Below are 20,865 nucleotides of genomic sequence, written 5' to 3'. Positions count from 1 at the left end.
GGATTTGCCGGGTAGCGGTAGGCGGCGGAACGGAGTTTTCGAGCGGCGAATGACTGAAAAACTCATCAAAATGTCCGTAACCACACGGATCAGAAACAATTTCCTGGCCGGCCTGATCATCTGCGCTCCGATTGCCATTACCCTTTGGTTGACCTGGTCGGTGGTCCACTGGGCCGATAGCTGGGTCCGCCCCTATATTCCTGCGCGCTACGATCCTGAGAGCTATCTCAATTTTGCCGTTCCCGGCACCGGCCTGCTGATCGCGATGATCTTCATCACGCTGGTCGGTTTTCTCGCCAAGAACCTTATCGGGCAGAGCATCGTCCGCGTCGGCGAGTCGATCGTCAATCGCGTGCCGCTGGTGCGGACCATCTACAAGAGCGTCAAGCAGATCTTCGAAACGGTGCTGAAGGAGCAGGGCACCTCGTTCAAGAAGGTCGGGCTGATCGAATATCCGAGCCCGGGTCTCTGGTCCATGGTCTTCATATCGACGGATGCCAAGGGCGAGATTGCCTCGAAATTCAACGCCATGGGACAGGACATGGTGGCGGTTTTCCTGCCGCCAACGCCGGTGCCGACGGCCGGATTTCTGGTTTTCGTTCCGCGCGAAAAGATCACGGTGCTCGATATGAGCCCCGAGGACGGCGCCAAGCTGCTGATCTCGGGCGGTCTCGTAGCCCCTGACTATAAGGAACTGCTGCCCGCCAAGGAATTGCGGCAGCCGGTTCCTCTAAAGTCCTTGACCTAGAATTGCTCATCTTCCGATAGTTGGATCAATATCTTCGCGCGGGGCGCGAACTGTCATGCCTCTATCATATTGACGACGTAGATCGTCAGCTGGGGCAGATAATAGCATGTATCTCAGCATCGATGTTCGGGGCACCGGCGCCGGGCAGTCGTTTTTCGGCGCGGACGCAAAACGGGCCGAAGATGGATGCCGTTGTCTCCACAAAGCTTTTCATCAGGAGGATATTGTCTTGAGATATATGCATTCGAAGAGCCTGGCGCTGCTGTCGGCGGTATTTGCCACATTTGTTTTAATGGCGCCCGTGGTGGCGCTTGCAGATAAATCCGTGACGGTCGAAGGCGTGACGCTTGTCAACAAGGGCCGCGTCGCTGTAGGCCGCATCCCGGCCAATCTGCGCGACAAGTTCGGCGAAACTTTCGGCTCGGGTTCTGGCATGTCGATCGACGCCAAGAGCTGGGTCCGCAATGCCGACGGCACCTACAAAGGGGCGCTGTGGCTGCTGCCGGACCGCGGCTACAATGCCGTTGGCACGACCGATTATCGCCCGCGCCTGAACACGATTGAAGTCACGCTGACGCCCGTAGCGCTGGGCATCACCCCGCCGGCCGGCAAGGAACAGTCGGGCGTCGACGCAAAGCTCGTCGATACGACACTGTTGAAGGATGACAAGGGCGCCGACACCACCGGTCTCGACCCGGCGAACGGTACCCGCAAGGCGGAAGGCAACATGCCTCTGCTGCCCCAGGCGCCGAACGGTAAGATTTCTCTCGACACCGAAGCCGTCGCGCATTTGCCCGACGGCACGATGTTCATCAGCGACGAGTACGGTCCCTATATCTACCGCTTCGCTGCCGATGGCCGCATGATGTCCGCCACTCCTCCGCCGGCGGCCCTGCTGCCGATGCGCAATGGCGTCGTCAATTTTGCCTCCAATAATCCCGGCCCCGGTGAAACCGCTCCGGATCCGAAGGATCCGACCAGCGGCCGCCAGAACAACCAGGGTCTGGAAGGCATGTCGCTGACGCCCGATGGCAAGTTCCTGATCGCCGTGCTGCAGTCCGCAACCCGCCAGGATGGCGGCGATTCCAGCTCCACGCGCCAGAACACTCGCGCGCTGGTCTATGATGCCGCCGATCCTGCAAATCTGAAGCTGGTCCATGAATACGTCGTGCCGCTGCCGGTGTTCACGAATGACAAGGGCAAGACAGCTGTTGCCGCCCAGAGTGAGATCTACGCGCTTTCGTCACAGACCTTCCTGATGCTGGCGCGCGACAGCAACAACGGTTACGGCCAGAAGGGCGACAAGTCGCTCTATCGCAGCATCGTTGCTGTCGATGTGTCCGCAGCGACCGATATTGCCGGCGGTAAGTTCGATGCCGATACCGCGGTCGCGCCGAAGGGTATTCTCGATCCTTCGGTGAAGCCGGCAACGGTCAGCCAATTCATCGATATCAACGACAGCGCCGATCTCGCTCGCTTCGGCCTGCACAATGGCGCGCCGAACGACCGCAATAACCTCTCGGAAAAGTGGGAAGCCATGTCACTCGTCAGTATTCAGGATCCGAAGCTGCCGGACGATTACTTCCTGTTCGTCGCCAACGACAACGACTTCCTGACCCAGGACGGCTTCCAGGTCGGCGCCGCCTACAAGGGTGATGGCGGAGCCGATGTCGACACCATGTTCCAGGTGTTTCAGGTCACCATTCCGGGTCTTGCCGGCAAGTGATCTTGTGAGACTGGGATGGACGCGGCAATCGCGTCCATCCGCTCATCCCGCCCGGAGGAAGCGGATCGCCTCGTCGCGGCGGAAGAGGTAGAGCAGGGTACGAACCGCATTCCCGCGCTCGCTCGTCAGATCCGGATCGCGCTCGATGAGATAGGCGGCATCCTTGCGGGCGATTTCCAGAAGATCGGCATGAGCCTCAAGGCTGGCGATGCGGAAGCCCGGTGTTCCGGACTGGCGCGTGCCGAGAAGCTCACCTTCGCCACGCAGCTTCAAATCCTCCTCGGCAATCCGGAAGCCATCCTCTGTGTCGCGCATGATCGACAGCCGCGCATGGCCGGTTTCGCCGAGCGGTCCCTTGTAGAGAAGAATGCACGTCGAGGCTTCATCGCCGCGTCCGACGCGCCCGCGCAGCTGGTGAAGCTGCGCCAGACCGAAGCGCTCCGCATGTTCGATGATCATGATCGTCGCATCGGGCACATCGACACCCACTTCGACGACAGTCGTGGCGACCAGGAGACGGATCTCGCCGTTCTTGAAGGCCATCATGACGGCATCTTTTTCCGGACCGCTCATACGGCCATGGATGAGGCCGATGCCGGGGCCGAGCGCCTTGGTCAATGTCTCATGTCGTTCCTCGACCGACATTAAATCGGATTCTTCGGATTCCTCGACAAGTGGGCATATCCAATAGGCTTTCTTGCCTTCGGAGAGTGCGCTTCTCAAGCGGGTGACGATATCGCCGGTACGTTCGTTCGGAACGGTGATCGTCTGGATCGGCTTGCGGCCCGCCGGCTTCTCAGTGAGTTTGGAAACGTCCATGTCGCCAAAAGCGGCCAGCACCAGCGTTCGCGGGATCGGTGTCGCGGTCATGACGAGCATGTGGGGCGAGATGCCCTTCGCGGTCAGGCGCAGACGCTGATGGACGCCGAAGCGATGCTGCTCGTCGACGACAGCCAGCATGAGATTGGCATAGGCGACGCTATCCTGGAACAAAGCGTGGGTGCCGATGATGATCTGCGCCTCGCCGGAGGCAATACGCTCCAGGATGGCATCTCGCTCACGGCCCTTCGTGCGGCCTGTGAGCACTTCGACGGAAAGGTTTACACTGGCGGCGAATTTCGAGATCGTTGCGAAGTGTTGCCGGGCAAGGATTTCGGTCGGCGCCATCAGCACGGCCTGGCCGCCGCTTTCGATCACGGCCGCGATCGCCATCAGCGCCACCAGCGTCTTGCCCGCGCCGACATCGCCCTGCAGCAGCCGCAGCATGCGCTCGGTGCCAGCCATATCCTTCAGAATATCGGCGACCGCATCGCGCTGACTATTCGTCATGGAGAAGGGTAGGGATTCTAATATCTTGCCGCTGATTTCTCCAGTAGCATGCACTGGCTGCCCCGCAACCTTGCGCAGCCTTTGGCGAACCAGGGAGAGCGACAATTGCCCCGCCAGGAACTCGTCATAGGCAAGCCGGCGGCGGGCAGGTGCCTGCGGGTCGATATCGGCGGCGTCCTGCGGCGCATGCAGCATATGGAAGCTGTCGGAGATCGAGGGAAAGCCCTGCTTCTGCGTCAGAGCGATATCATCCCATTCGGGCAGTTGCGGAATCCGCGGGAGCGCGCCCTCGATGGTCTTGCGCAGGAATTTCGGCGTGAGGCCGGCGGTCAGTGGATAGACCGGTTCGACCAGCGGCAGGTTCTCCGCCTCGCTTTCGCGCATGATATAGTCGGGATGCACCATCGACGGCCGGCCGTTGAACCAGTCGACCTTGCCGCTGACCGTGACCGTCTCGTCGATCGGCAGCTGCTTTTCGAGCCATTGCGCCTTGCCACGGAAGAAAACCAGTGCAAGCTCGCCGGTTTCGTCATGCAGATAGACCCGATAGGGCACATTGCTGCGCGGGTTCGGCGGGGGCTGGTGCCGGTCGACGCGGCCCGTAATGGTGACGATGGCGCCTTGCGGCGCGCGGGCGATACCCGGCTGCTCGCGCCGGTCGATGATCGAATGCGGCGCATGGAAGATAAGGTCGATAACGCGGCAATCGTCGATCGTCTCGCGATCGAGCAGTTTCACCAGCAGCTCGGATACCTTCGGCCCGACGCCAGGCAGCGAGGAGATGGAGGCAAACAGCGGGTCGAGGATGGCGGGACGCATGGCCGGCAAAATGCGACGGGCAGGGCGCATTTGGCAAGGGGCGGCGAAGAACTCGGCCTCATTGCGTCAAACACTCCCCGGAAAATTGCATCGCAGGTGCTTTTTTCTGAAAAACCGGTTCCCACCTTTGAGCGCTGGTTTTATAGAGACCCATCAACATAAAGGTGTTCCTGATGACTGGGCTTACCCTCAGCAGTGCCGATCTCGATCCCCGTCGTCGGCGCATCCTTTTCCGCTGTTGGCATCGCGGCATCCGCGAGATGGATTTGGTCTTCGGCCAGTTCGCCGACAATGAGTTGCCGGGTCTTCCGGAGGCTGAGCTTGATGAGCTCGAGCGCATCATGGCCGAAGAGGACAATGATCTTCTGAAATGGATCCTCGGTAGCGAGCCGACGCCGCAGCATCTGCGCACACCGCTCTTTGAGCGCCTGGCCTCCTACAAGCCCGATTTCGAAGAGATCGCCGAAAGGTTTGGACTAACGAAATGATCCCCGGTTTCGACGCGAAGAAGCTGCTCGCCGCCAGCGAGCCGATGACGATCGGTCATGTCCCGGCCGGTCTTGAGCCGTTCCTGATCGCCGAAATGGCAAAGGCCGGCCAGCCGATCGCCTATGTCATGTCCGACGGCCAGCATATGGCCGATGTCGAGCAGATGCTTGGCTTCATCGTGCCTGAAATTCCGGTTCTCACGCTCCCAGCCTGGGACTGCCTTCCCTATGACCGCGTTTCCCCGAGCTCCGACACGTCTGCGCGACGCCTTGCGGCCCTGTCCGGCCTGATAGCGCATCATCGAAAACCGCATGCGGCGGTAGTGCTGGTGACTGTCAACGCCATGCTGCAGAAGGTGGCGCCGCAGGACATTATCGAGAGCCTGGCCTTTTCCGCCCGACCGGGCAATCAGGTCCGGATGGACGACATTGCCGCTCGCCTGGAGCGCAACGGCTTCGAGCGCGTGGCGACCGTGCGCGAGGTCGGCGAATATGCCGTGCGCGGCGGCATTCTCGATGTCTTCGTTCCGGGCGCGGAAGAGCCGGTGCGCCTGGATTTCTTCGGCGATACGCTGGAAAGCATCCGCAGCTTCGATCCCGCCAGCCAGCGTACGACCGGGCAGGTGCGCTCGCTCGATCTCAATCCGATGAGCGAAGTGACGCTGACGCCGGATACGATCAGCCGCTTTCGCAAGAACTATCTCTCGGCCTTCGGCGCCGCCACACGCGACGACGCGCTCTATGTCGCGGTGTCGGAAGGTCGCCGTTACGCCGGCATGGAACATTGGCTGCCGTTGTTCTACGAGAAGCTGGAGACGGTCTTCGACTATCTCAAGGGCTTCCGGCTGGTGACGGATCACACGGTGCGCGAGGCAGCCGAGGAGCGCTCCAAGCTCGTCTTCGACTACTACGACGCCCGCCTTCAATCCGGTCAACCCGCCAAGGGACAGATGGCGCAGGGCACGCCATACAAGCCGGTGACGCCTGGCCAGCTCTATCTGGATGGCAAGGCCTTTGGCAACGCGCTCGATGCCTTCGGCGCCATCCGCATTTCGCCCTTCAACGAACATGAGGGCGAGGCACGCCGCGTCATCGAGCTTGATGCCCGTCAGGGGCCGCGCTGGGCGCGCTCCGCAACCGAAAGCGCCGATAGCGAGCGTGTCAACGTCTTCGACGCCGTCGTCAAGCACATTGCCGACAAGCGAGCTGCGGGCGGCAAGGTGCTGATTTCGGCCTGGACCGAAGGCTCGCTCGATCGCCTCCTGCAGGTGCTGTCCGAACATGGGCTGGCGCGCGTCAAGACGATCGAGGCCTTCAAGGATCTCGGCGGCCTGGCAAAGGGCGAGGCGGCAGCGGCCGTCCTTAGCCTGGAAGCCGGGTTCGAGGCCGGCGATCTGATCGTCATCGGCGAGCAGGATATTCTCGGCGACCGCATGGTGCGCCGCTCCAAGCGCCGCAAGCGCGCCGCCGATTTCATCTCGGAAGTGGCCGGGCTGGACGAAGGCTCGATCGTGGTTCATGCCGAGCATGGCATCGGCCGCTTCGTCGGGCTCCGGACAATCGAGGCCGCCGGCGCGCCGCATGCCTGCCTTGAGCTGCTTTATGCCGACGATGCCAAGCTGTTCCTGCCGGTCGAAAACATCGATCTGCTCTCGCGCTATGGCGGCGAGGGCACCGAGGCGCAGCTCGATAAGCTCGGTGGCGGCGCCTGGCAGATGCGCAAGGCGAAGCTCAAGAAGCGCCTGCTCGATATGGCAGGCGCCTTGATTCGCGTCGCGGCCGAACGCCTGACACGCCATGCGCCCGTGCTCAGCACGCCGGACGGACTGTATGACGAATTTGCTGCACGCTTCCCATATGACGAGACCGATGACCAGATGAACGCCATCGAAGCGGTGAGGGAAGATCTCGGCGCCGGCCGGCCGATGGATCGCCTCGTCTGCGGCGACGTCGGCTTCGGCAAGACGGAAGTGGCGCTCCGCGCCGCCTTCGTCGCGGCCATGAATGGCGTGCAGGTCGCCGTCGTCGTGCCCACGACCCTGCTATCGCGCCAGCATTTCAAGACCTTCTCCGAGCGCTTCCGCGGCCTGCCGATCCGCATCCAGCAGGCGTCCCGCCTAGTCGGTTCCAAGGATCTGGCGCTTACCAAGAAGGAGGTTGCCGAGGGCAAGACCGATATCGTCGTCGGCACGCATGCGCTGCTCGGCGCCGGCATCCAGTTCGCCAATCTTGGCCTGCTCGTCATCGACGAGGAGCAGCATTTCGGGGTGAAGCACAAGGAACGCCTGAAGGAGCTGAAGAGCGACGTGCATGTGCTGACGCTATCGGCCACGCCGATCCCGCGCACGCTGCAGCTGGCAATGACGGGCGTGCGCGAGCTGTCGCTCATCACCACGCCGCCGGTCGACCGCATGGCGGTGCGCACCTTCATCTCGCCCTTCGATTCCCTTGTCATCCGCGAAACGCTGATGCGCGAGCATTATCGCGGCGGCCAGAGCTTCTACGTCTGTCCGCGTCTTGCCGATCTCGCCGATATCCACGCCTTCCTGCAGTCGGATGTACCGGAACTGAAGGTGGCGGTCGCGCATGGCCAGATGCCGGCTGGCGAGCTGGAAGACATCATGAATGCCTTTTACGAAGGCCGCTATGACGTGTTGCTGTCGACGACAATCGTTGAATCCGGCCTGGACGTGCCGACGGCCAACACGCTGATCGTCCATCGCGCCGATATGTTCGGTCTGGCACAGCTTTATCAGCTGCGTGGCCGCGTCGGCCGCTCCAAGGTCCGGGCCTTCGCGCTCTTCACGCTACCGGTCAACAAGGTGCTGACGACGACGGCGGAGCGCCGGCTCAAGGTGCTGCAGTCGCTGGACACGCTTGGCGCCGGCTTCCAGCTCGCCAGCCACGATCTGGATATCCGCGGCGCCGGCAATCTGCTCGGCGAAGAACAGTCCGGTCATATCAAGGAGGTCGGCTTCGAGCTTTATCAGCAGATGCTGGAAGAGGCTGTCGCCGAGGTGAAGGGCGTCGACGAGATCCAGGACACCGGCTGGTCGCCGCAGATTTCCGTCGGCACGCCGGTCATGATCCCGGACGATTACGTGCCTGACCTGCATCTGCGCATGGCGCTCTACCGCCGCCTCGGCGAGATCACCGAGATCAAGGAGATTGACGGTTTCGGTGCCGAAATGATCGACCGGTTCGGCCCCTTGCCGATCGAGGTGCAGCATCTCCTCAAGATCGTCTACATCAAGTCGCTCTGCCGCATCGCGAATGTCGAGAAGCTGGACGCCGGCCCGAAGGGCGTCGTGGTGCAGTTCCGCCACAAGGAGTTCCCCAACCCCGCCAATCTCGTCGGCTACATCGCCAAGCAGGGCACGATGGCCAAGATCCGCCCCGACCACAGCGTCTTCCTGACCCGCGACCTGCCGACGCCGGAAAAGCGGCTGCAGGGAGCGGCCGTTGTCATGACGCAGCTGGCGGAGCTGGCGAAGTAGGGGCTATATTGATCCGTTCGCAGTTGATCCGGACGCCGTCTTTGGTCGAAGAAGGCGCGGTCGTCCGCTGTGTTGGAGAGGCTTATGCAAGATGAAGCGCCGCGCGAGAAAGAACCGCCTAAAAACTTGGACTACGAGATGTTGAGAGTTCTTTGGCGTCCCTGGGAGGCATCTATGATGATCGCTCTTCGGGAGTTTTGGCCAACACTTCGCTCTGCGTGGCCGAAGTCGAATAAAAAGCAAGATCGCTAATTTATACGGCCAAGCTCAACGCGCTTCGAATGATTACGAAGTTCATGGAGCTCGCAACGGGATTGCTAAGGTGGCGTGCGGCGATGTTGTCAGCCCTCTTTGCGGCTAACGAACAGCCCCGTTTCCTTCTCGGTTTCAAGCACGCCGCCGCCAGCGTCGAATGCCTCTGCAATCGCCTTGCGAAATGCGGTTAGCTGTGTGTCGTCGGCCTCATCGCCGGGAGGGTAGGAGGTGAGGGCGAGGTACACGTCTTCCGGTTCCGTCACGCGAAGGCGGGCCGGATGTTCGGTCATCCTGACATTGCCGAATTGGGTTTGCATCAGCCGTTCCGCTGCATCGTAGCCGAAGGCCGCGCCGGCGGGATCATAGGGAGGGCTGCCGAAGACGCTGGTCAGCTCATACATCTTGCGCATATTGCCGGCGCCGTTGGTCGTTATCGCCAGGAACCCGCCCGGTTTGAGCACACGATGCATCTCCGCGATCGCCTTGAACGGATCCGGCAGGTGATAGAACATATGCATCGCAATGACGCCATCAAAGGAACCGTCCGCAAAGGGCAGGGCCACAGCGTCGGCCCGCTCACCAGTGACGCTGCCAAACGGTAAGGTCTTGCACCGCTCGACGGCTTCCTGAACCATGCCCGGAGAAAGATCAGAAAGGGTGACGTCTAGCTCTTTTGGCAGTGATGCTACCGTTGCCGCCCAGAACCAGGCGGGGCCACAGCCGATATCGAGAATGCGATCCCCGGCTTTCAACGGAAGCTGCTGCGCCACCCATGGAAACCAGCCGATTTCGGCAATCGTATATTCGCTGTTGAGGCGGGCGCGTGCGGCGAGCTTCCTGCTGTCCGCATACTGCTTTTTGTTGATGGAGGTTATCGACGACATGCCCGGATGCCTTTCGATCTGGATTGGAAAATTCCGAGTTCGTTATTTTCGGCGAGTCGAAACCATCGACGGCCTTCTGCTTTCAGTCAATTCCGATTGCCAACCTATAATGGAAGAATGCCGAATGCCAAATATCTTTAAGGTTGATCTATCTACAGAGTTCCGGCAAAGGCCCCTGCAGCCAGCAATACGCCCGTTAGAATGTTCGCCAGAAACAGCCGGTAATTGATCTCGGGGCGTGAAAGATCGAGACGCCAGGTCTGCCAGGCGAGATGCGCTGCGATGACGAGCATCCCGACTGCATAGGGCAATGACATGCCCGCCATCCATCCACCCACGGACCATGCTGCGACAGCCATGGCGTAGAACAGGCCGATGAAGGTCTTGCCGCGCGCGCCAAACAGGATCGCGGTCGATTTCAAGCCCAGTTGCGTATCATCGCGAACGTCGACATAGGCGTAGACGGTGTCGTAGCCGATCTGCCAGGCGATAGCTCCCAGCCACATCAGAACCGCCCCGACGGGAATTGTGCCGGCGACTTCCGACCAGGCCATCAGCATTCCCCAATTGAATGCCGCACCAAGAATGGCCTGAGGCCAATAAGTGAAGCGCTTGCAGAGCGGATAGACAAAGACGAGCGGTAGGACGCAGATGGCGATGATGCGTGTGTAGGGTGTCAGGAAGAGGAGGAGCGAAGCGGCCAGCGCCAGCTCTGCCATGAGAAACACGACTGCCTGCGGCACGCCGATCTGTCCGCTCGCCAATGGCCGAAAGCGTGTGCGCTCGACATGTCCATCAAACTTTCGATCGGCAATGTCGTTGACGGTCGAGCCGGCGCTTCTCATCAGCAATGCGCCCAGCGAGAAGATGGCTAGTTGTCCGAGATCTGGAAAACCATGCGAGGCTTGGATCAGCGCGGCCCAGCAGGGAAAAAGCGTCAGCCAAATGCCAACCGGCCGATCCAGCCGCGCGAGTCGCGTGTAAGGTCTCAACGCCGCAGGCAAACGACGATCCACCCAGTCTCCGAGTTTTATATCGCTTAGATCGGGGCGGGTGGAAACGTTCATCATCGAAATCCGCAGTTTAATCGCTGAAGAAAAATAGCGACTTTAGCGCATGTCGCAACGACTGGAATCGTGGTTGCGTCAATTTAGCCTCGCTGTGACTTCTGGCCCGCGGCGGCCATTTTCCGCCGCGGGTCGAAATCCGACTATACCTTACGCCGCCCGCGGCTTGCGCGCCTCCCCGGCATCCGGAATGCGCGCGATGACCTTGATTTCAAAATCGAAGCCCGCCAGCCAGTTGACGCCGACAGCCGTCCAGTTCGGGTAGGGTTTTTCACTGAAGACCCGGTTCTTGACGCTCATGATAGCGCCGAACTGCTGCTCGGGATCGGTGTGAAACGTGGTGACATCGATGATGTCGTCGAAGGTGCAGCCTGCGGCTTCCAGGGTTGCCTTTAGATTGTCGAAGGCGAGCTGGACCTGCTTTTCGAAATCCGGCTCGGGGCTCCCGTCCGCGCGGCTGCCGACCTGGCCGGAGACGAACAGCAGATCGCCGGAACGGATCGCGGCGGAGTAGCCATGCTCCTCGTAAAGCGCATGTCTGTTCTTCGGGAAAATTGCATTCCTGGTCGTCATCATATTCGGCTCTCATTCTCGTTGACGTGAAAAGATAGGAAGGGCGCAAGCTTGCGCAGCCATTCCAAAGCGCCGCCTTATTTGATATACGGCGTGTATGTGAGATATTCATATGCGCGGCGTATGTCAATATTTCAAATACGAGTCGTATGTGAAATTTGAGGGTGGTATGGCAAAGCGCCTGGAAACGATGGAAGAAAACCGGAACAAGCTCATTGCCGCCGCGCGAAAAACCTTCGCCGAAAAAGGATTCGCCGCCGCGTCGATGGACGAACTGACGGCAAACGTCGGCCTGACGAGGGGTGCGCTCTATCATAATTTCGGGGATAAGCGCGGATTGCTCGCCGCCGTCGTCTATCAGATCGACAACGAGCTGGCGTTGCAGGCGAAGGAAATCGGCGCACAGGCGGGCGGCGGCTGGCAAGGTCTGCTTGCGGAAGGTGAAGCCTATATCAAGATGGCGCTTGACCCCGAGGTCCAGCGCATAGTCCTGCTCGACGGGCCGGCGGTGCTCGGCGATCCCTCGAAATGGCCCAGCCAGAACAGCTGCCTCGCGGGAACCCGGCAGACGGTGTCAAAGCTTCTGGAACAAGAGGTGGTCAAGCCGGTCGATGCGGAGGCGGCGGCGCGGCTCCTGTCAGGCGCAGCGCTGAATGCTGCCCTCTGGGTTGCAGCCAGCGATGATCCGGCGGAAGTGCTGCCCAAGGCGATAGACGCCTTCCGGACGATGGCTTCGGGATTGCTGGTGAAGGCCTGATGCAAGCTATCGTTTTGATGACTTCCGCGGTCGGCGTTTCGCGGAAGTGCTTGCAGCGATAATCGAAAAAGCGGAATCCCGCTTAATTCATTCCGGCGCGAGCGTCTGCTTTCATCTTGGCGATGTCTCGCAATGCTCCAGCGAGCACATCCGGTGTCTGAGCACCGCTGACGGCATATTGCTGGTCGAAGATGAAGAAGGGCACGCCGTTGACGCCGATCTTCTGAGCAGCTTCGATTTCGCCGACGATGAGATCGCGGTCCGCATCGGAGGCGAGCAGCGTTGATATGACCGAGCGGTCGAGGCCTGCCTCTTCGGCAATGTCGAGCAGCACGGCGTGATCGCCGACATTGCGACCTTGTTCGAAATTGGCCTTGAAAAGGGCATCCACCACCTTGTCCTGCTTTTCGCGGCTTTCGGTGACGGCCCAATGAATGAGGCGATGGGCATCGAGCGTGTTGGGGCCGATCTTGATGGCATCGAAATCGAACTTGATGCCGACCTCGCGGCCGAGATCGGTCAGCATCTTGTGCCCTTGCGCGACACGCTCCGCGCCGCCGAGCTTCTGCTCGAGCGCCTTCTTCTGGTCGACGCCCTCAGGCGGATAGTCGGGATTAAGCCGATAGGGCCGCCAGTTGAGGTCGACGCCTACTTCGTCCTGCACTTCGGCAATCGCCAGCTCCAGGCGGGCCTTGCCGAGATAGCACCATGGGCAGACGACGTCCGAGACGATGTCGATCGTGATGCGTTCCATGGTTTTATCCTTTCGCTTTTCGGGCTGTTCCCCTCCATCTAGGCCTTTGTGAGGATGGCTTCAACCAGTTACCGAAAGGGAACCGCCTGGCATCATTGCGCCGAGGCGTCCCACCAGGCCGGCAAATAGTAGCCGTAGAGCGGCAGAGCGTCAGGATGGGCAATGCGGCTGCGCCGCGCCGCCCATTGCTGGTCGATATGATAAAGCGGCACGAGATAGTAGCCGGAGATTAGCATCCGATCGAAGGAGCGCACCGCGTCGCGGAAATCCTCGGCTGAATGTGCCGTGAGAAAATGCGACATCAGCGTATCGACATCGGGATCGGCGACGCCGACGAAATTGAGGCTGCCTTCGGTCTTGGCGGCAACGGAGCCCCAGCGCCCCACTTGCTCGATGCCTGGCGATAGCGACGAAGGGTAGGACTTGATGATCATGTCATAGTCGTAGTTGATCGTCCGGAGCTGATACTGCGAATCATCGACTGTGCGAATCGTTACGGCGATGCCGAGCAGTTCCAGAGACCGGCGATACGGGATTGCGATGCGCTCCTGGTCTGCATTTTGGGTCAATATCTCGAAGCTGAGCTGGCGGCCGTTCTTATCGACCATTTTCTCGCCGCGGATCGTATAGCCGCCTTCCTTGAGCAGAGCCACCGCGTTGCGCAGGATCTTGCGGTCACGTCCCGAACCGTCGCTGACGGGCAGCTTGTAGGTCCCATCAAGCACGTCTGGATCGATGCGGTCCTTGATCGGACCCAGCATGGCGAGTTCATGCGCATCCGCGGGAACGCCAAAGGACGAAAGATCGGAGTTCTGCCAATAGCTCTGCGTGCGCCTATAGGCGTTCGAGTAGAGATTGCGGTTCATCCATTCGAAATCGAAGGCGAGGGTCAGCCCCTTGCGCACGTTCTTGTCGGCAAACATCGGCCGCCGCGTATTGAAGACGAAACCAAGCATGCCGCTCGGCGTTTTCGGCGTAAAGGTCTCTTTGACGATGGCGCCGGAAGTCACTGCCGGAAAGTTGTAGGCCTGCTGCCAATGGCCTGGGCTGCCGTCAGGATAAATATCGACATCGCCTTTCTTGAAGGCTTCGAACAGTGTCGTGTCCTGCAGGAAGTAATTGACGGTGATCTCGTCATAATTGTCGATGCCGATTTTTGACGGAAGGTTCTTGCCCCAATAGTCGGGGCGGCGCTCGAAAACGATACGCTGGCCCGGATCGATGCTCTTGATCCTGTAAGGGGCGGAGCCGACCGGAATGCGGAGGGACGTCTGATCGAAACTATCGGAGTCGGTCGCGTGCTTCGGCAGAATCGGCAGCGACGAGGCGATAATGAGTGGCGTTTCGCGATTGGCCCTCTCGTTGAAGCGGATCAGCACGCTGTGCTCGCCGACCTTCGCCATGCTGGCGATGGTCTCAAGCCAGGATGAGAACGGCACGCGGCCTTTGTCGCGAAGAAGCTGGAATGTGAAGATCACGTCGTCCGGCGTCACCGGTTGCCCATCCGACCATTTGGCGTCTGGATTGAGGTTGAACTGAATGTAGCTTCGGCTGTCGTCCCATTCGACCGTCTGCGCCAGTAGCCCATAAAGCGTGAAAGGCTCGTCGCGCGAGCGCACCATCAGCGGCTCATAAAGGAGATTGCCGTATTCCGGGTCCCACATGCCGCGCGCCGTGGTACGCATGCTCTTCAGAATGAAGGGGTTGAGGTTGTCGAAAGTGCCGACGACGCCATAGCTGATGCGGCCGCCCTTTTTGACATCTGGATTGACGTAAGGGAAATGCCTGAAGCCTGCCGGCAACGCCGGATCTCCGTGCATGGCGATGCCGTAAAGCGGCTGAGCCGCCGCGGCGTTGCACAAGGTTGCGAAGAACAGGAAGGCAGCGATCCGGAGCGCTTGCATGGCATCCTTTCCGGGAAGGGTACGATTCGGCCGAACATTATCATGAGCGTGCCGAATTCAACACGCGACTGCGGAAATCTTAGGACTCGGCAGAAAAGGCCAAAGAAAAGCTGGATATCCTTGCCAGTGCGATGTAACAGGGGTGCCGGGTTTCTCGGGTCATGTATTTGCCTTATTCATTCGACAGGTGGACGACGGTTTGACCCGAATAGCATGGGACGGCACGCTGTCGTCCCGCAGCGGATTTCAGGAGGCGGTTTCGCTATGATGTTCAAGACTGACAACAAAATGCGGGCAGGTCTCTCTGCTCTGGCTCTCATGATCGGCGCGGCCATGCCGGCTGCCGCCTTTGCTCAAGATGCGTCCAACGCAGCTCCGGCTGACGGCGGCGGCGATCCCAATCAGCCGCGTCTCGGCTGGTACAAGACCTGCACCAAGCAGGACGATGCCGATATCTGCATCGTGCAGAACCTGATCATGGCGAACAACGGCCAGCTCGTGACGGCTGTCGGCCTCATCTCCGTTGACGGCAAGGTCAACCGCAAGATCCTGCAGATCTCGGTTCCGACCGCTCGCCTCATCCCGCCCGGCATCACCATGCAGGTCGATGGCGGCAAGGGCCAGAAGCTCGACTACGCCGTCTGCCTGCCGGACAAATGCACTGCCGAAGTCCCGGTCACCGACGCGATGATCGCTTCGCTGAAGAAGGGCACCGACGTGACCTTCACCTCGGTCAACTTCCGCCGCGCTCCGAACCCGATCAAGATCTCGCTGACCGGCTTCGGCGCCGCCTTCGACGGCCCGGCGATCTCCGACTCGAAGCTTGCCGAAAGCCAGAAGAGCCTGCAGGACAGCATGCAGAAGAAGGCCGAGGAAGCTCGCAAGAAGCTCGAAGACGCGCAGAAGGCTGCCAAGCAGCAGTAAGCTGACGGAATTTCGTTCTATGAAGGAAAAAGCCCGGAGCGCTCCGGGCTTTTTCTTTGCGGTAATCGACTATGATGCGCAAACAAAAAAGGGAAGGCGTTGGGAGCACCTTCCCTTTGAGATAATGTTGATTTGACCGGCGATTAGTGGGCGAAGCTCATCTTGGGCTTGAGCTGCCCGGTCGGGGCCTTATCAAAGATCTGAGCGACTTGCGGATTGCGCAAGGGAACACCGCTTTCGTCGTTCACGAGATTCTGTTCCGATACGTAAGCCACATATTCCGTTTCGTCGTTTTCGGCGAGAAGGTGATAGAAGGGCTGGTCCTTGTCGGGCCGCACTTCAGCCGGAATGGAATTCCACCATTCCTCGGTATTTGCGAATTCCGGATCGACATCGAAGATGACACCACGGAAGGGGAACATCCGGTGTCGAACCACGTCGCCAATATTGAATTTTGCGTTTCGTTGTTTCATGGCACGACTTCCTTTCAGGTAATCATGTGGTGACTTTCACCACTGATATCAAGGATTTTGCCCCCATTCCTTCATTGAACTGTCACATTCCGCCTGGTTCTCCGATCGGATACCGAGCGATAGCCCAATGTAAAAACGCAATCTGGCGGCGACCTGCCTCCGGCCGCCCAATTGTGAAGAAAGCCCCGGCAAACCGGGGCTTTCGTATCCGATATCAGACCGAGTAGTACATGTCGTATTCGACCGGATGCGGGGTCATTTCGAAGCGCATGACTTCCTGCATCTTCAGTTCGATGAAGGCATCGATCTGGTCGTCGTCAAAGACGCCGCCGGCGGTCAGGAACTTGCGGTCCTTGTCCAGGCTTTCCAGCGCTTCGCGCAGCGAGCCGCACACCGTCGGGATCTTCTTCAGCTCCTTCGGCGGCAGGTCGTACAGATCCTTGTCCATGGCCTTGCCGGGATGGATCTTGTTCTTGATGCCGTCGAGACCGGCCATCAGCATGGCTGCAAAGCCGAGATAGGGGTTGGCGGTCGGGTCAGGGAAGCGGACTTCGACGCGCTTTGCCTTCGGGTTCGAGCCGAACGGGATACGGCAGGAGGCGGAACGGTTGCGAGCCGAATAGGCAAGCAGAACCGGAGCCTCATAGCCCGGGACGAGACGCTTGTAGGAGTTCGTCGACGGGTTGGTGAAGGCATTGATCGCCTTGGCGTGCTTGATGATGCCACCGATATAGTAGAGGCAGCTCTCGGAGAGGCCTGCATATTCGTCGCCGGCGAAGGTCGGCTTGCCGCCCTTCCAGATCGACTGGTGAACGTGCATGCCCGAGCCGTTGTCGCCGAAGATCGGCTTCGGCATGAAGGTTGCCGTCTTGCCATAGGCATTGGCGACCTGATGCACGACGTACTTGTAGATCTGCATCTTGTCGGCGTTGCGCACCAGAGTGTCGAACTTGATGCCAAGCTCATGCTGGGCGGCCGCGACTTCGTGGTGATGCTTTTCGACGACGACGCCCATTTCGGTCAGAACCGTCAGCATCTCCGAACGCATGTCCTGGCAGCTGTCGATCGGCGGAACCGGGAAGTAGCCGCCCTTGACGCGCGGACGGTGGCCGAGGTTGCCGGTCTCATAATCGGTGTCGTCGTTGGACGGCAGTTCGCTGGAATCGAGCTTGAAGCCGGTATTATAGGGATCGGCCTTGTACTTGACGTCGTCGAAGACGAAGAATTCGGCTTCCGGGCCAAAAAAGGCGGTGTCGCCGATGCCTGAGGCCTTGAGATAGGCTTCGGCCTTCTTTGCGGTGCCGCGCGGATCGCGGTTATAGGCTTCGCCGGACACCGGATCGAGGATGTCGCAGAGGATGACCATGGTGGACTGCGCGAAGAACGGATCCATGTGGACCGTATCCGGATCAGGCATCAGCACCATGTCGGATTCGTTGATGGCCTTCCAACCGGCAATCGAGGAGCCGTCGAACATGACGCCATCGGCGAACATATCTTCGTCGACACAGACGATATCCATGGTGAGGTGTTGGAGCTTGCCCTTCGGATCCGTAAAGCGCAGGTCTACGAACTTGACGTCGTTGTCCTTGATTTGTTTCAAAATTTCGCTTGCGGTCGTCATTAAATTACTTCCCTTGACTTAGATGACGATTAAACGAGCCGCGGCCGAAAATGGCCGGGCGGATTAAATGGCGTCGATGCCCGTTTCGCCGGTGCGGATTCGAATGACTTCTTCCACGTTGGAAACGAAAATCTTTCCGTCGCCGATACGGCCTGTTTGCGCAGCCTTGCGGATGGCTTCGATCACCGCTTCCGCATTTTCGTCCGCCAGTACAACTTCGACCTTCACCTTCGGTAGGAAGTCGACGACGTATTCGGCGCCACGGTAAAGCTCCGTGTGGCCCTTCTGACGACCGAAGCCCTTTGCTTCCGTGACGGTGATACCCTGCAGGCCGACTTCCTGAAGGGCTTCCTTCACTTCGTCGAGCTTGAAGGGCTTAATGATCGCTTCGATCTTTTTCATGAGAAAATGTCTCTCCGCTTCTCCTGATACAGCAGGACTACTCCCCGCTCGGCCAACGTAATGCACGTATCATGCCAATTGAAAACGAGCTGCCGTAAAAAATCCCGACGAATTCGCGCCGAGACGATGAATTGATGAGGATTTTTCGGAAAAATGGAAGCGATTTCGCGCTGAAATGCGTGGGATAAGCAAAATTTCGCAAAAAACAGCCATGCGCGGTAGGTTTGTGCTTCCGCAACGCCTTGAATCTTATTGTTTAATTATTATGCAAATGCACATTTATAAACCAAATTGACCGCAGCAATAGCGGTTGTTTTTGAGGCAGATTTCGCATCTATAATGTTTGCATGATGTTGCCGCTCGCCGATCTGCTCCTTACCCCCGATGCTATGTCTGCCGTAGACAGCGCCGCTGCCGCCTCCGGCATCGATTCCTATGGGCTCATGGAAAAGGCAGGGCAGGCGGTGGCTGCTGCCGCACTCCGGCATTTTCCCGGAGCCATCCGATATGTCGTCCTCTGCGGGCCGGGCAACAATGGCGGCGACGGCTATGTGGCGGCCCGTGCGCTGCAACAGACTGGAACCACCGTGCGGCTGTTTCATCTGGGCGGCCCGCAGCAGCTTAAGGGAGATGCTGCACGCGCCTTTGCCGATTGCCCCATCGAAGGCGAGGCGATCGGCGGCTATCTTCCACAGGCTGGCGATATCGTCATCGATGCGATTTTCGGTGCGGGCCTCTCCAGGCTGGTTCCGGACGATATTGCTGCCGTCATCGCTCGCGTTGCGGCGGCCGGTATTCCCGTGATTGCCGTCGACTTGCCGTCCGGTCTTGATGGGCGCAGCGGCCAGGTTCTCGGCGCTGCCTTCCGTGCCATGCGCACTGTGACCTTCATGACGCGCAAGCCGGGTCATCTTCTGCTTCCCGGCCGGGAGCTATGCGGGGAGCTTGAGGTTTTCGACATCGGCATTCCCGGCCGGATCGTGCGCGCCCACGCTGACGACTTGCTCGCCGAAAACACGCCCGCCCAGTGGTACGCGGCCATACCCTCGGCGGGTGCCGAGACGCACAAATACAAGCGCGGCCACCTTATCGTCTTTTCGGGCGGGCCGAACGCGACGGGCGCGGCGCGTATGTCCGCCATGGCCGGGCTGAAGGCCGGGGCAGGGCTCGTCACCATCGCCTCGCCGCCGGACGCGCTCGGCGTCAATGCGGGCCTGCTGACCGCAATCATGCTGCATGCTGTCGAGGACGAGGCTTCGTTGCGGGCATGGCTCGCCGATCGGCGCCTGTCGACCTTCGTTCTTGGGCCTGGCTTCGGCTCGGGCGAGAAGGCGCGGCAATTCTGTCTCGCACTCGCAGACCGCCATCTCGTACTGGATGCAGACGGCATCACTGCATTTCGCGATGATCCGCAACAGCTCTTCGATGCTTTCGCCGAAGGGCCGACGCGATCGGTGCTGACGCCGCATGAGGGGGAGTTCGGCCGGCTCTTTCCCGACATCGCCGCCGACGAAACCCTGAGCAAGACCGATAAGGCGAGGGCTGCTGCCGCGAGAGCCAATGCCGCCATCATCTACAAGGGTGCCGATAGCGTAATTGCCGCCCCGGATGGTCGGGCCTTGATCAATGCCAACGCCCCGCCCTGGCTTGCCACGGCCGGCTCCGGCGATGTGCTCGCCGGCATTGTCGGCGGCTTGATGGCGCAAGGGGCGCCGGCCTTCGAAGCAGCGGCCGCTGGCGCCTGGCTGCATGGGCTGGCAGGCCAGCGCGCGGGAAAAGGCCTGACGGCCGAAGATCTCGTGGCGGCCGTCAAGCCGCTATAACGCTATTTCGCGACTTCCGCCTGCAATGCAATCGCGCCCGGAGGGGCGTTCACCTTGCCCTCGTGAATCATGAAGGCAAAGACATCGCGGGGTTCCGCCTTGACCTTGCGCTTGGCATCGATCAGCGGCAGATCATCCGGCACCCTGCCGTCGGCCCAGGTTTTCAGGCGATCCGCCCAGGCTTTCAGCTCCTTCGGCGGATAGCAGGTCTTGATATCGTCCGATCCCTTCTGCAGGCGGGCATAGACGAAATTGGCCGTAACATCCGCGATCATCGGATACTCGAAATGCTCGGCACAAACAGGCGCCACATTGTATTTCTCGAGCAGCGCGATGAATTCTGGCACCTTGAAGGAATCATGCCTGACTTCGACGACATGTTTGAGCGCAAGACCGTCCTGCTTGGCCGGCAGGAGTTTCAGAAATGCCTCGAAATCATCCGGATCGAACTTCTTCGTCGGCGCGAACTGCCAGAGCAAGGGGCCGAGATGATCGCCGAGCTCGCTGATGCCCGATTCCAAAAACTTCTGCATGGATTCGCCGGCCTCGGAAAGAACACGGCGGTTGGTGACAAAGCGGGTCGCCTTCAAGGAGAAGATAAAACCATCGGGAACGTCAGCGGCCCATTTGGCGAAGACCTCGGGCTTTTGCGTGCTGTAATAGGTCCCGTTGACCTCGATCACCCTCAGCTGGCGGCTGGCGTAATTCAGCTCGTCCTTCTGCTTCAGCGTGCCGGGATAGAAGGTCCCGCGCCAGGGCTCGAAAGTCCAGCCGCCTATGCCTGTGCGGATTTCGCCCGCTTTGGTCATTCTCTCCTC

At 59.9% G+C, this 20,865-nt stretch carries 17 protein-coding genes; 7 read left to right on the top strand and 10 right to left on the bottom strand.

Annotated features, from left to right (window positions below; all coding sequences use genetic code 11):
* Positions 1 to 49 precede the first annotated feature (49 nt).
* A complete protein-coding gene (locus tag AC13Q5_RS00690) occupies positions 50 to 748 on the top strand; it encodes a DUF502 domain-containing protein (protein ID WP_075852568.1) in 699 nt (232 codons plus the stop codon).
* A gap of 238 nt (positions 749 to 986) precedes the next feature.
* On the top strand, positions 987 to 2,474 hold the full coding sequence (locus tag AC13Q5_RS00685) for an esterase-like activity of phytase family protein (protein WP_488501147.1): 1,488 nt from the start codon (positions 987 to 989) through the stop codon (positions 2,472 to 2,474).
* Between the two features lie 42 nt (positions 2,475 to 2,516).
* On the opposite strand, the gene recG is transcribed toward AC13Q5_RS00685, so the two are convergent.
* Positions 2,517 to 4,622 (bottom strand): ATP-dependent DNA helicase RecG, encoded by a 2,106-nt coding sequence (gene recG, locus AC13Q5_RS00680; protein WP_488500587.1) that lies wholly within the window; start codon positions 4,620 to 4,622, stop codon positions 2,517 to 2,519.
* Between the two features lie 173 nt (positions 4,623 to 4,795).
* Between recG and AC13Q5_RS00675 the strand changes: the two genes are divergently transcribed.
* Complete coding sequence (locus AC13Q5_RS00675; protein ID WP_075852671.1) at positions 4,796 to 5,110, top strand: FAD assembly factor SdhE; 315 nt, start codon at positions 4,796 to 4,798, stop codon at positions 5,108 to 5,110.
* Positions 5,107 to 8,607, top strand: a complete 3,501-nt coding sequence (mfd, locus tag AC13Q5_RS00670; protein ID WP_488500586.1) for a transcription-repair coupling factor — start codon at positions 5,107 to 5,109, stop codon at positions 8,605 to 8,607. Before AC13Q5_RS00675 ends, mfd begins: the two co-directional genes overlap by 4 nt.
* A 341-nt stretch (positions 8,608 to 8,948) precedes the next feature.
* On the opposite strand, the gene AC13Q5_RS00665 is transcribed toward mfd, so the two are convergent.
* The 3 genes from AC13Q5_RS00665 to AC13Q5_RS00655 form a co-directional block, all read right to left on the bottom strand.
* Complete coding sequence (locus tag AC13Q5_RS00665) at positions 8,949 to 9,746, bottom strand: class I SAM-dependent methyltransferase (protein WP_488500585.1); 798 nt, start codon at positions 9,744 to 9,746, stop codon at positions 8,949 to 8,951.
* Positions 9,747 to 9,898: 152 nt separating this feature from the next.
* Positions 9,899 to 10,813, bottom strand: coding sequence for a 4-hydroxybenzoate octaprenyltransferase (ubiA, locus tag AC13Q5_RS00660; protein WP_488500584.1), 915 nt, complete (start codon positions 10,811 to 10,813; stop codon positions 9,899 to 9,901).
* Positions 10,814 to 10,963: 150 nt separating this feature from the next.
* Positions 10,964 to 11,386, bottom strand: coding sequence for a RidA family protein (locus tag AC13Q5_RS00655; protein WP_488501146.1), 423 nt, complete (start codon positions 11,384 to 11,386; stop codon positions 10,964 to 10,966).
* A 169-nt stretch (positions 11,387 to 11,555) separates the two neighbouring features.
* Between AC13Q5_RS00655 and AC13Q5_RS00650 the strand changes: the two genes are divergently transcribed.
* Entirely contained in the window at positions 11,556 to 12,143 is a 588-nt protein-coding gene (locus tag AC13Q5_RS00650) for a TetR/AcrR family transcriptional regulator (RefSeq protein ID WP_457879913.1), read from the top strand.
* An 82-nt stretch (positions 12,144 to 12,225) separates the two neighbouring features.
* On the opposite strand, the gene AC13Q5_RS00645 is transcribed toward AC13Q5_RS00650, so the two are convergent.
* Positions 12,226 to 12,897: a DsbA family oxidoreductase gene (locus AC13Q5_RS00645; protein ID WP_075852572.1), complete on the bottom strand. Its 672-nt coding sequence runs from the start codon at positions 12,895 to 12,897 to the stop codon at positions 12,226 to 12,228.
* Positions 12,898 to 12,989: 92 nt separating this feature from the next.
* Positions 12,990 to 14,801, bottom strand: coding sequence for an extracellular solute-binding protein (locus tag AC13Q5_RS00640; protein ID WP_488500583.1), 1,812 nt, complete (start codon positions 14,799 to 14,801; stop codon positions 12,990 to 12,992).
* A 264-nt stretch (positions 14,802 to 15,065) separates the two neighbouring features.
* On the opposite strand from AC13Q5_RS00640, the gene AC13Q5_RS00635 reads away from it, so the two are divergent.
* The gene (locus tag AC13Q5_RS00635; RefSeq protein WP_047633354.1) at positions 15,066 to 15,725 is read left to right on the top strand and encodes an invasion associated locus B family protein; all 660 of its coding nucleotides are present in this window, start codon (positions 15,066 to 15,068) and stop codon (positions 15,723 to 15,725) included.
* Between the two features lie 143 nt (positions 15,726 to 15,868).
* Here the strand turns inward: AC13Q5_RS00635 and hspQ are convergent, their stop codons facing one another.
* From hspQ to AC13Q5_RS00620, 3 genes are all read right to left on the bottom strand, one after another.
* On the bottom strand, positions 15,869 to 16,198 hold the full coding sequence (hspQ, locus tag AC13Q5_RS00630) for a heat shock protein HspQ (protein WP_075852574.1): 330 nt from the start codon (positions 16,196 to 16,198) through the stop codon (positions 15,869 to 15,871).
* Positions 16,199 to 16,412: 214 nt separating this feature from the next.
* A complete protein-coding gene (gene glnA, locus AC13Q5_RS00625; protein ID WP_075852575.1) occupies positions 16,413 to 17,822 on the bottom strand; it encodes a type I glutamate--ammonia ligase in 1,410 nt (469 codons plus the stop codon).
* 63 nt (positions 17,823 to 17,885) lie between these two features.
* Entirely contained in the window at positions 17,886 to 18,224 is a 339-nt protein-coding gene (locus AC13Q5_RS00620) for a P-II family nitrogen regulator (protein WP_015339877.1), read from the bottom strand.
* Between the two features lie 347 nt (positions 18,225 to 18,571).
* Between AC13Q5_RS00620 and AC13Q5_RS00615 the strand changes: the two genes are divergently transcribed.
* Entirely contained in the window at positions 18,572 to 20,047 is a 1,476-nt protein-coding gene (locus AC13Q5_RS00615; protein ID WP_488500582.1) for an NAD(P)H-hydrate dehydratase, read from the top strand.
* A 2-nt stretch (positions 20,048 to 20,049) separates the two neighbouring features.
* Here the strand turns inward: AC13Q5_RS00615 and AC13Q5_RS00610 are convergent, their stop codons facing one another.
* The gene (locus AC13Q5_RS00610; RefSeq protein ID WP_488500581.1) at positions 20,050 to 20,856 is read right to left on the bottom strand and encodes a DUF72 domain-containing protein; all 807 of its coding nucleotides are present in this window, start codon (positions 20,854 to 20,856) and stop codon (positions 20,050 to 20,052) included.
* Positions 20,857 to 20,865: the final 9 nt, after the last annotated feature.

This window comes from Martinezella sp. CNPSo 3964, assembly GCF_057784375.1.
Note: the sequence above shows the minus strand (reverse complement) of the source record. Positions and strands in the feature narration are given on the sequence as shown.

Excerpts from the sequence above, each read along its gene's own strand:
- AC13Q5_RS00675 (WP_075852671.1), top strand. The coding sequence starts at position 4,796 with ATGACTGGGCTTACCCTCAGCAGTGCCGATCTCGATCCCCGTCGTCGG.
- AC13Q5_RS00650 (WP_457879913.1), top strand. The coding sequence starts at position 11,556 with ATGGCAAAGCGCCTGGAAACGATGGAAGAAAACCGGAACAAGCTCATT.
- AC13Q5_RS00620 (WP_015339877.1), bottom strand. The coding sequence starts at position 18,224 with ATGAAAAAGATCGAAGCGATCATTAAGCCCTTCAAGCTCGACGAAGTG.
- AC13Q5_RS00665 (WP_488500585.1), bottom strand. The coding sequence starts at position 9,746 with ATGTCGTCGATAACCTCCATCAACAAAAAGCAGTATGCGGACAGCAGG.
- mfd (WP_488500586.1), top strand. The coding sequence starts at position 5,107 with ATGATCCCCGGTTTCGACGCGAAGAAGCTGCTCGCCGCCAGCGAGCCG.
- hspQ (WP_075852574.1), bottom strand. The coding sequence starts at position 16,198 with ATGAAACAACGAAACGCAAAATTCAATATTGGCGACGTGGTTCGACAC.
- AC13Q5_RS00640 (WP_488500583.1), bottom strand. The coding sequence starts at position 14,801 with ATGCAAGCGCTCCGGATCGCTGCCTTCCTGTTCTTCGCAACCTTGTGC.
- AC13Q5_RS00610 (WP_488500581.1), bottom strand. The coding sequence starts at position 20,856 with ATGACCAAAGCGGGCGAAATCCGCACAGGCATAGGCGGCTGGACTTTC.
- AC13Q5_RS00635 (WP_047633354.1), top strand. The coding sequence starts at position 15,066 with ATGATGTTCAAGACTGACAACAAAATGCGGGCAGGTCTCTCTGCTCTG.
- AC13Q5_RS00690 (WP_075852568.1), top strand. The coding sequence starts at position 50 with ATGACTGAAAAACTCATCAAAATGTCCGTAACCACACGGATCAGAAAC.
- AC13Q5_RS00655 (WP_488501146.1), bottom strand. The coding sequence starts at position 11,386 with ATGACGACCAGGAATGCAATTTTCCCGAAGAACAGACATGCGCTTTAC.
- ubiA (WP_488500584.1), bottom strand. The coding sequence starts at position 10,813 with ATGAACGTTTCCACCCGCCCCGATCTAAGCGATATAAAACTCGGAGAC.
- glnA (WP_075852575.1), bottom strand. The coding sequence starts at position 17,822 with ATGACGACCGCAAGCGAAATTTTGAAACAAATCAAGGACAACGACGTC.
- AC13Q5_RS00615 (WP_488500582.1), top strand. The coding sequence starts at position 18,572 with ATGATGTTGCCGCTCGCCGATCTGCTCCTTACCCCCGATGCTATGTCT.
- AC13Q5_RS00645 (WP_075852572.1), bottom strand. The coding sequence starts at position 12,897 with ATGGAACGCATCACGATCGACATCGTCTCGGACGTCGTCTGCCCATGG.
- recG (WP_488500587.1), bottom strand. The coding sequence starts at position 4,622 with ATGCGTCCCGCCATCCTCGACCCGCTGTTTGCCTCCATCTCCTCGCTG.
- AC13Q5_RS00685 (WP_488501147.1), top strand. The coding sequence starts at position 987 with ATGCATTCGAAGAGCCTGGCGCTGCTGTCGGCGGTATTTGCCACATTT.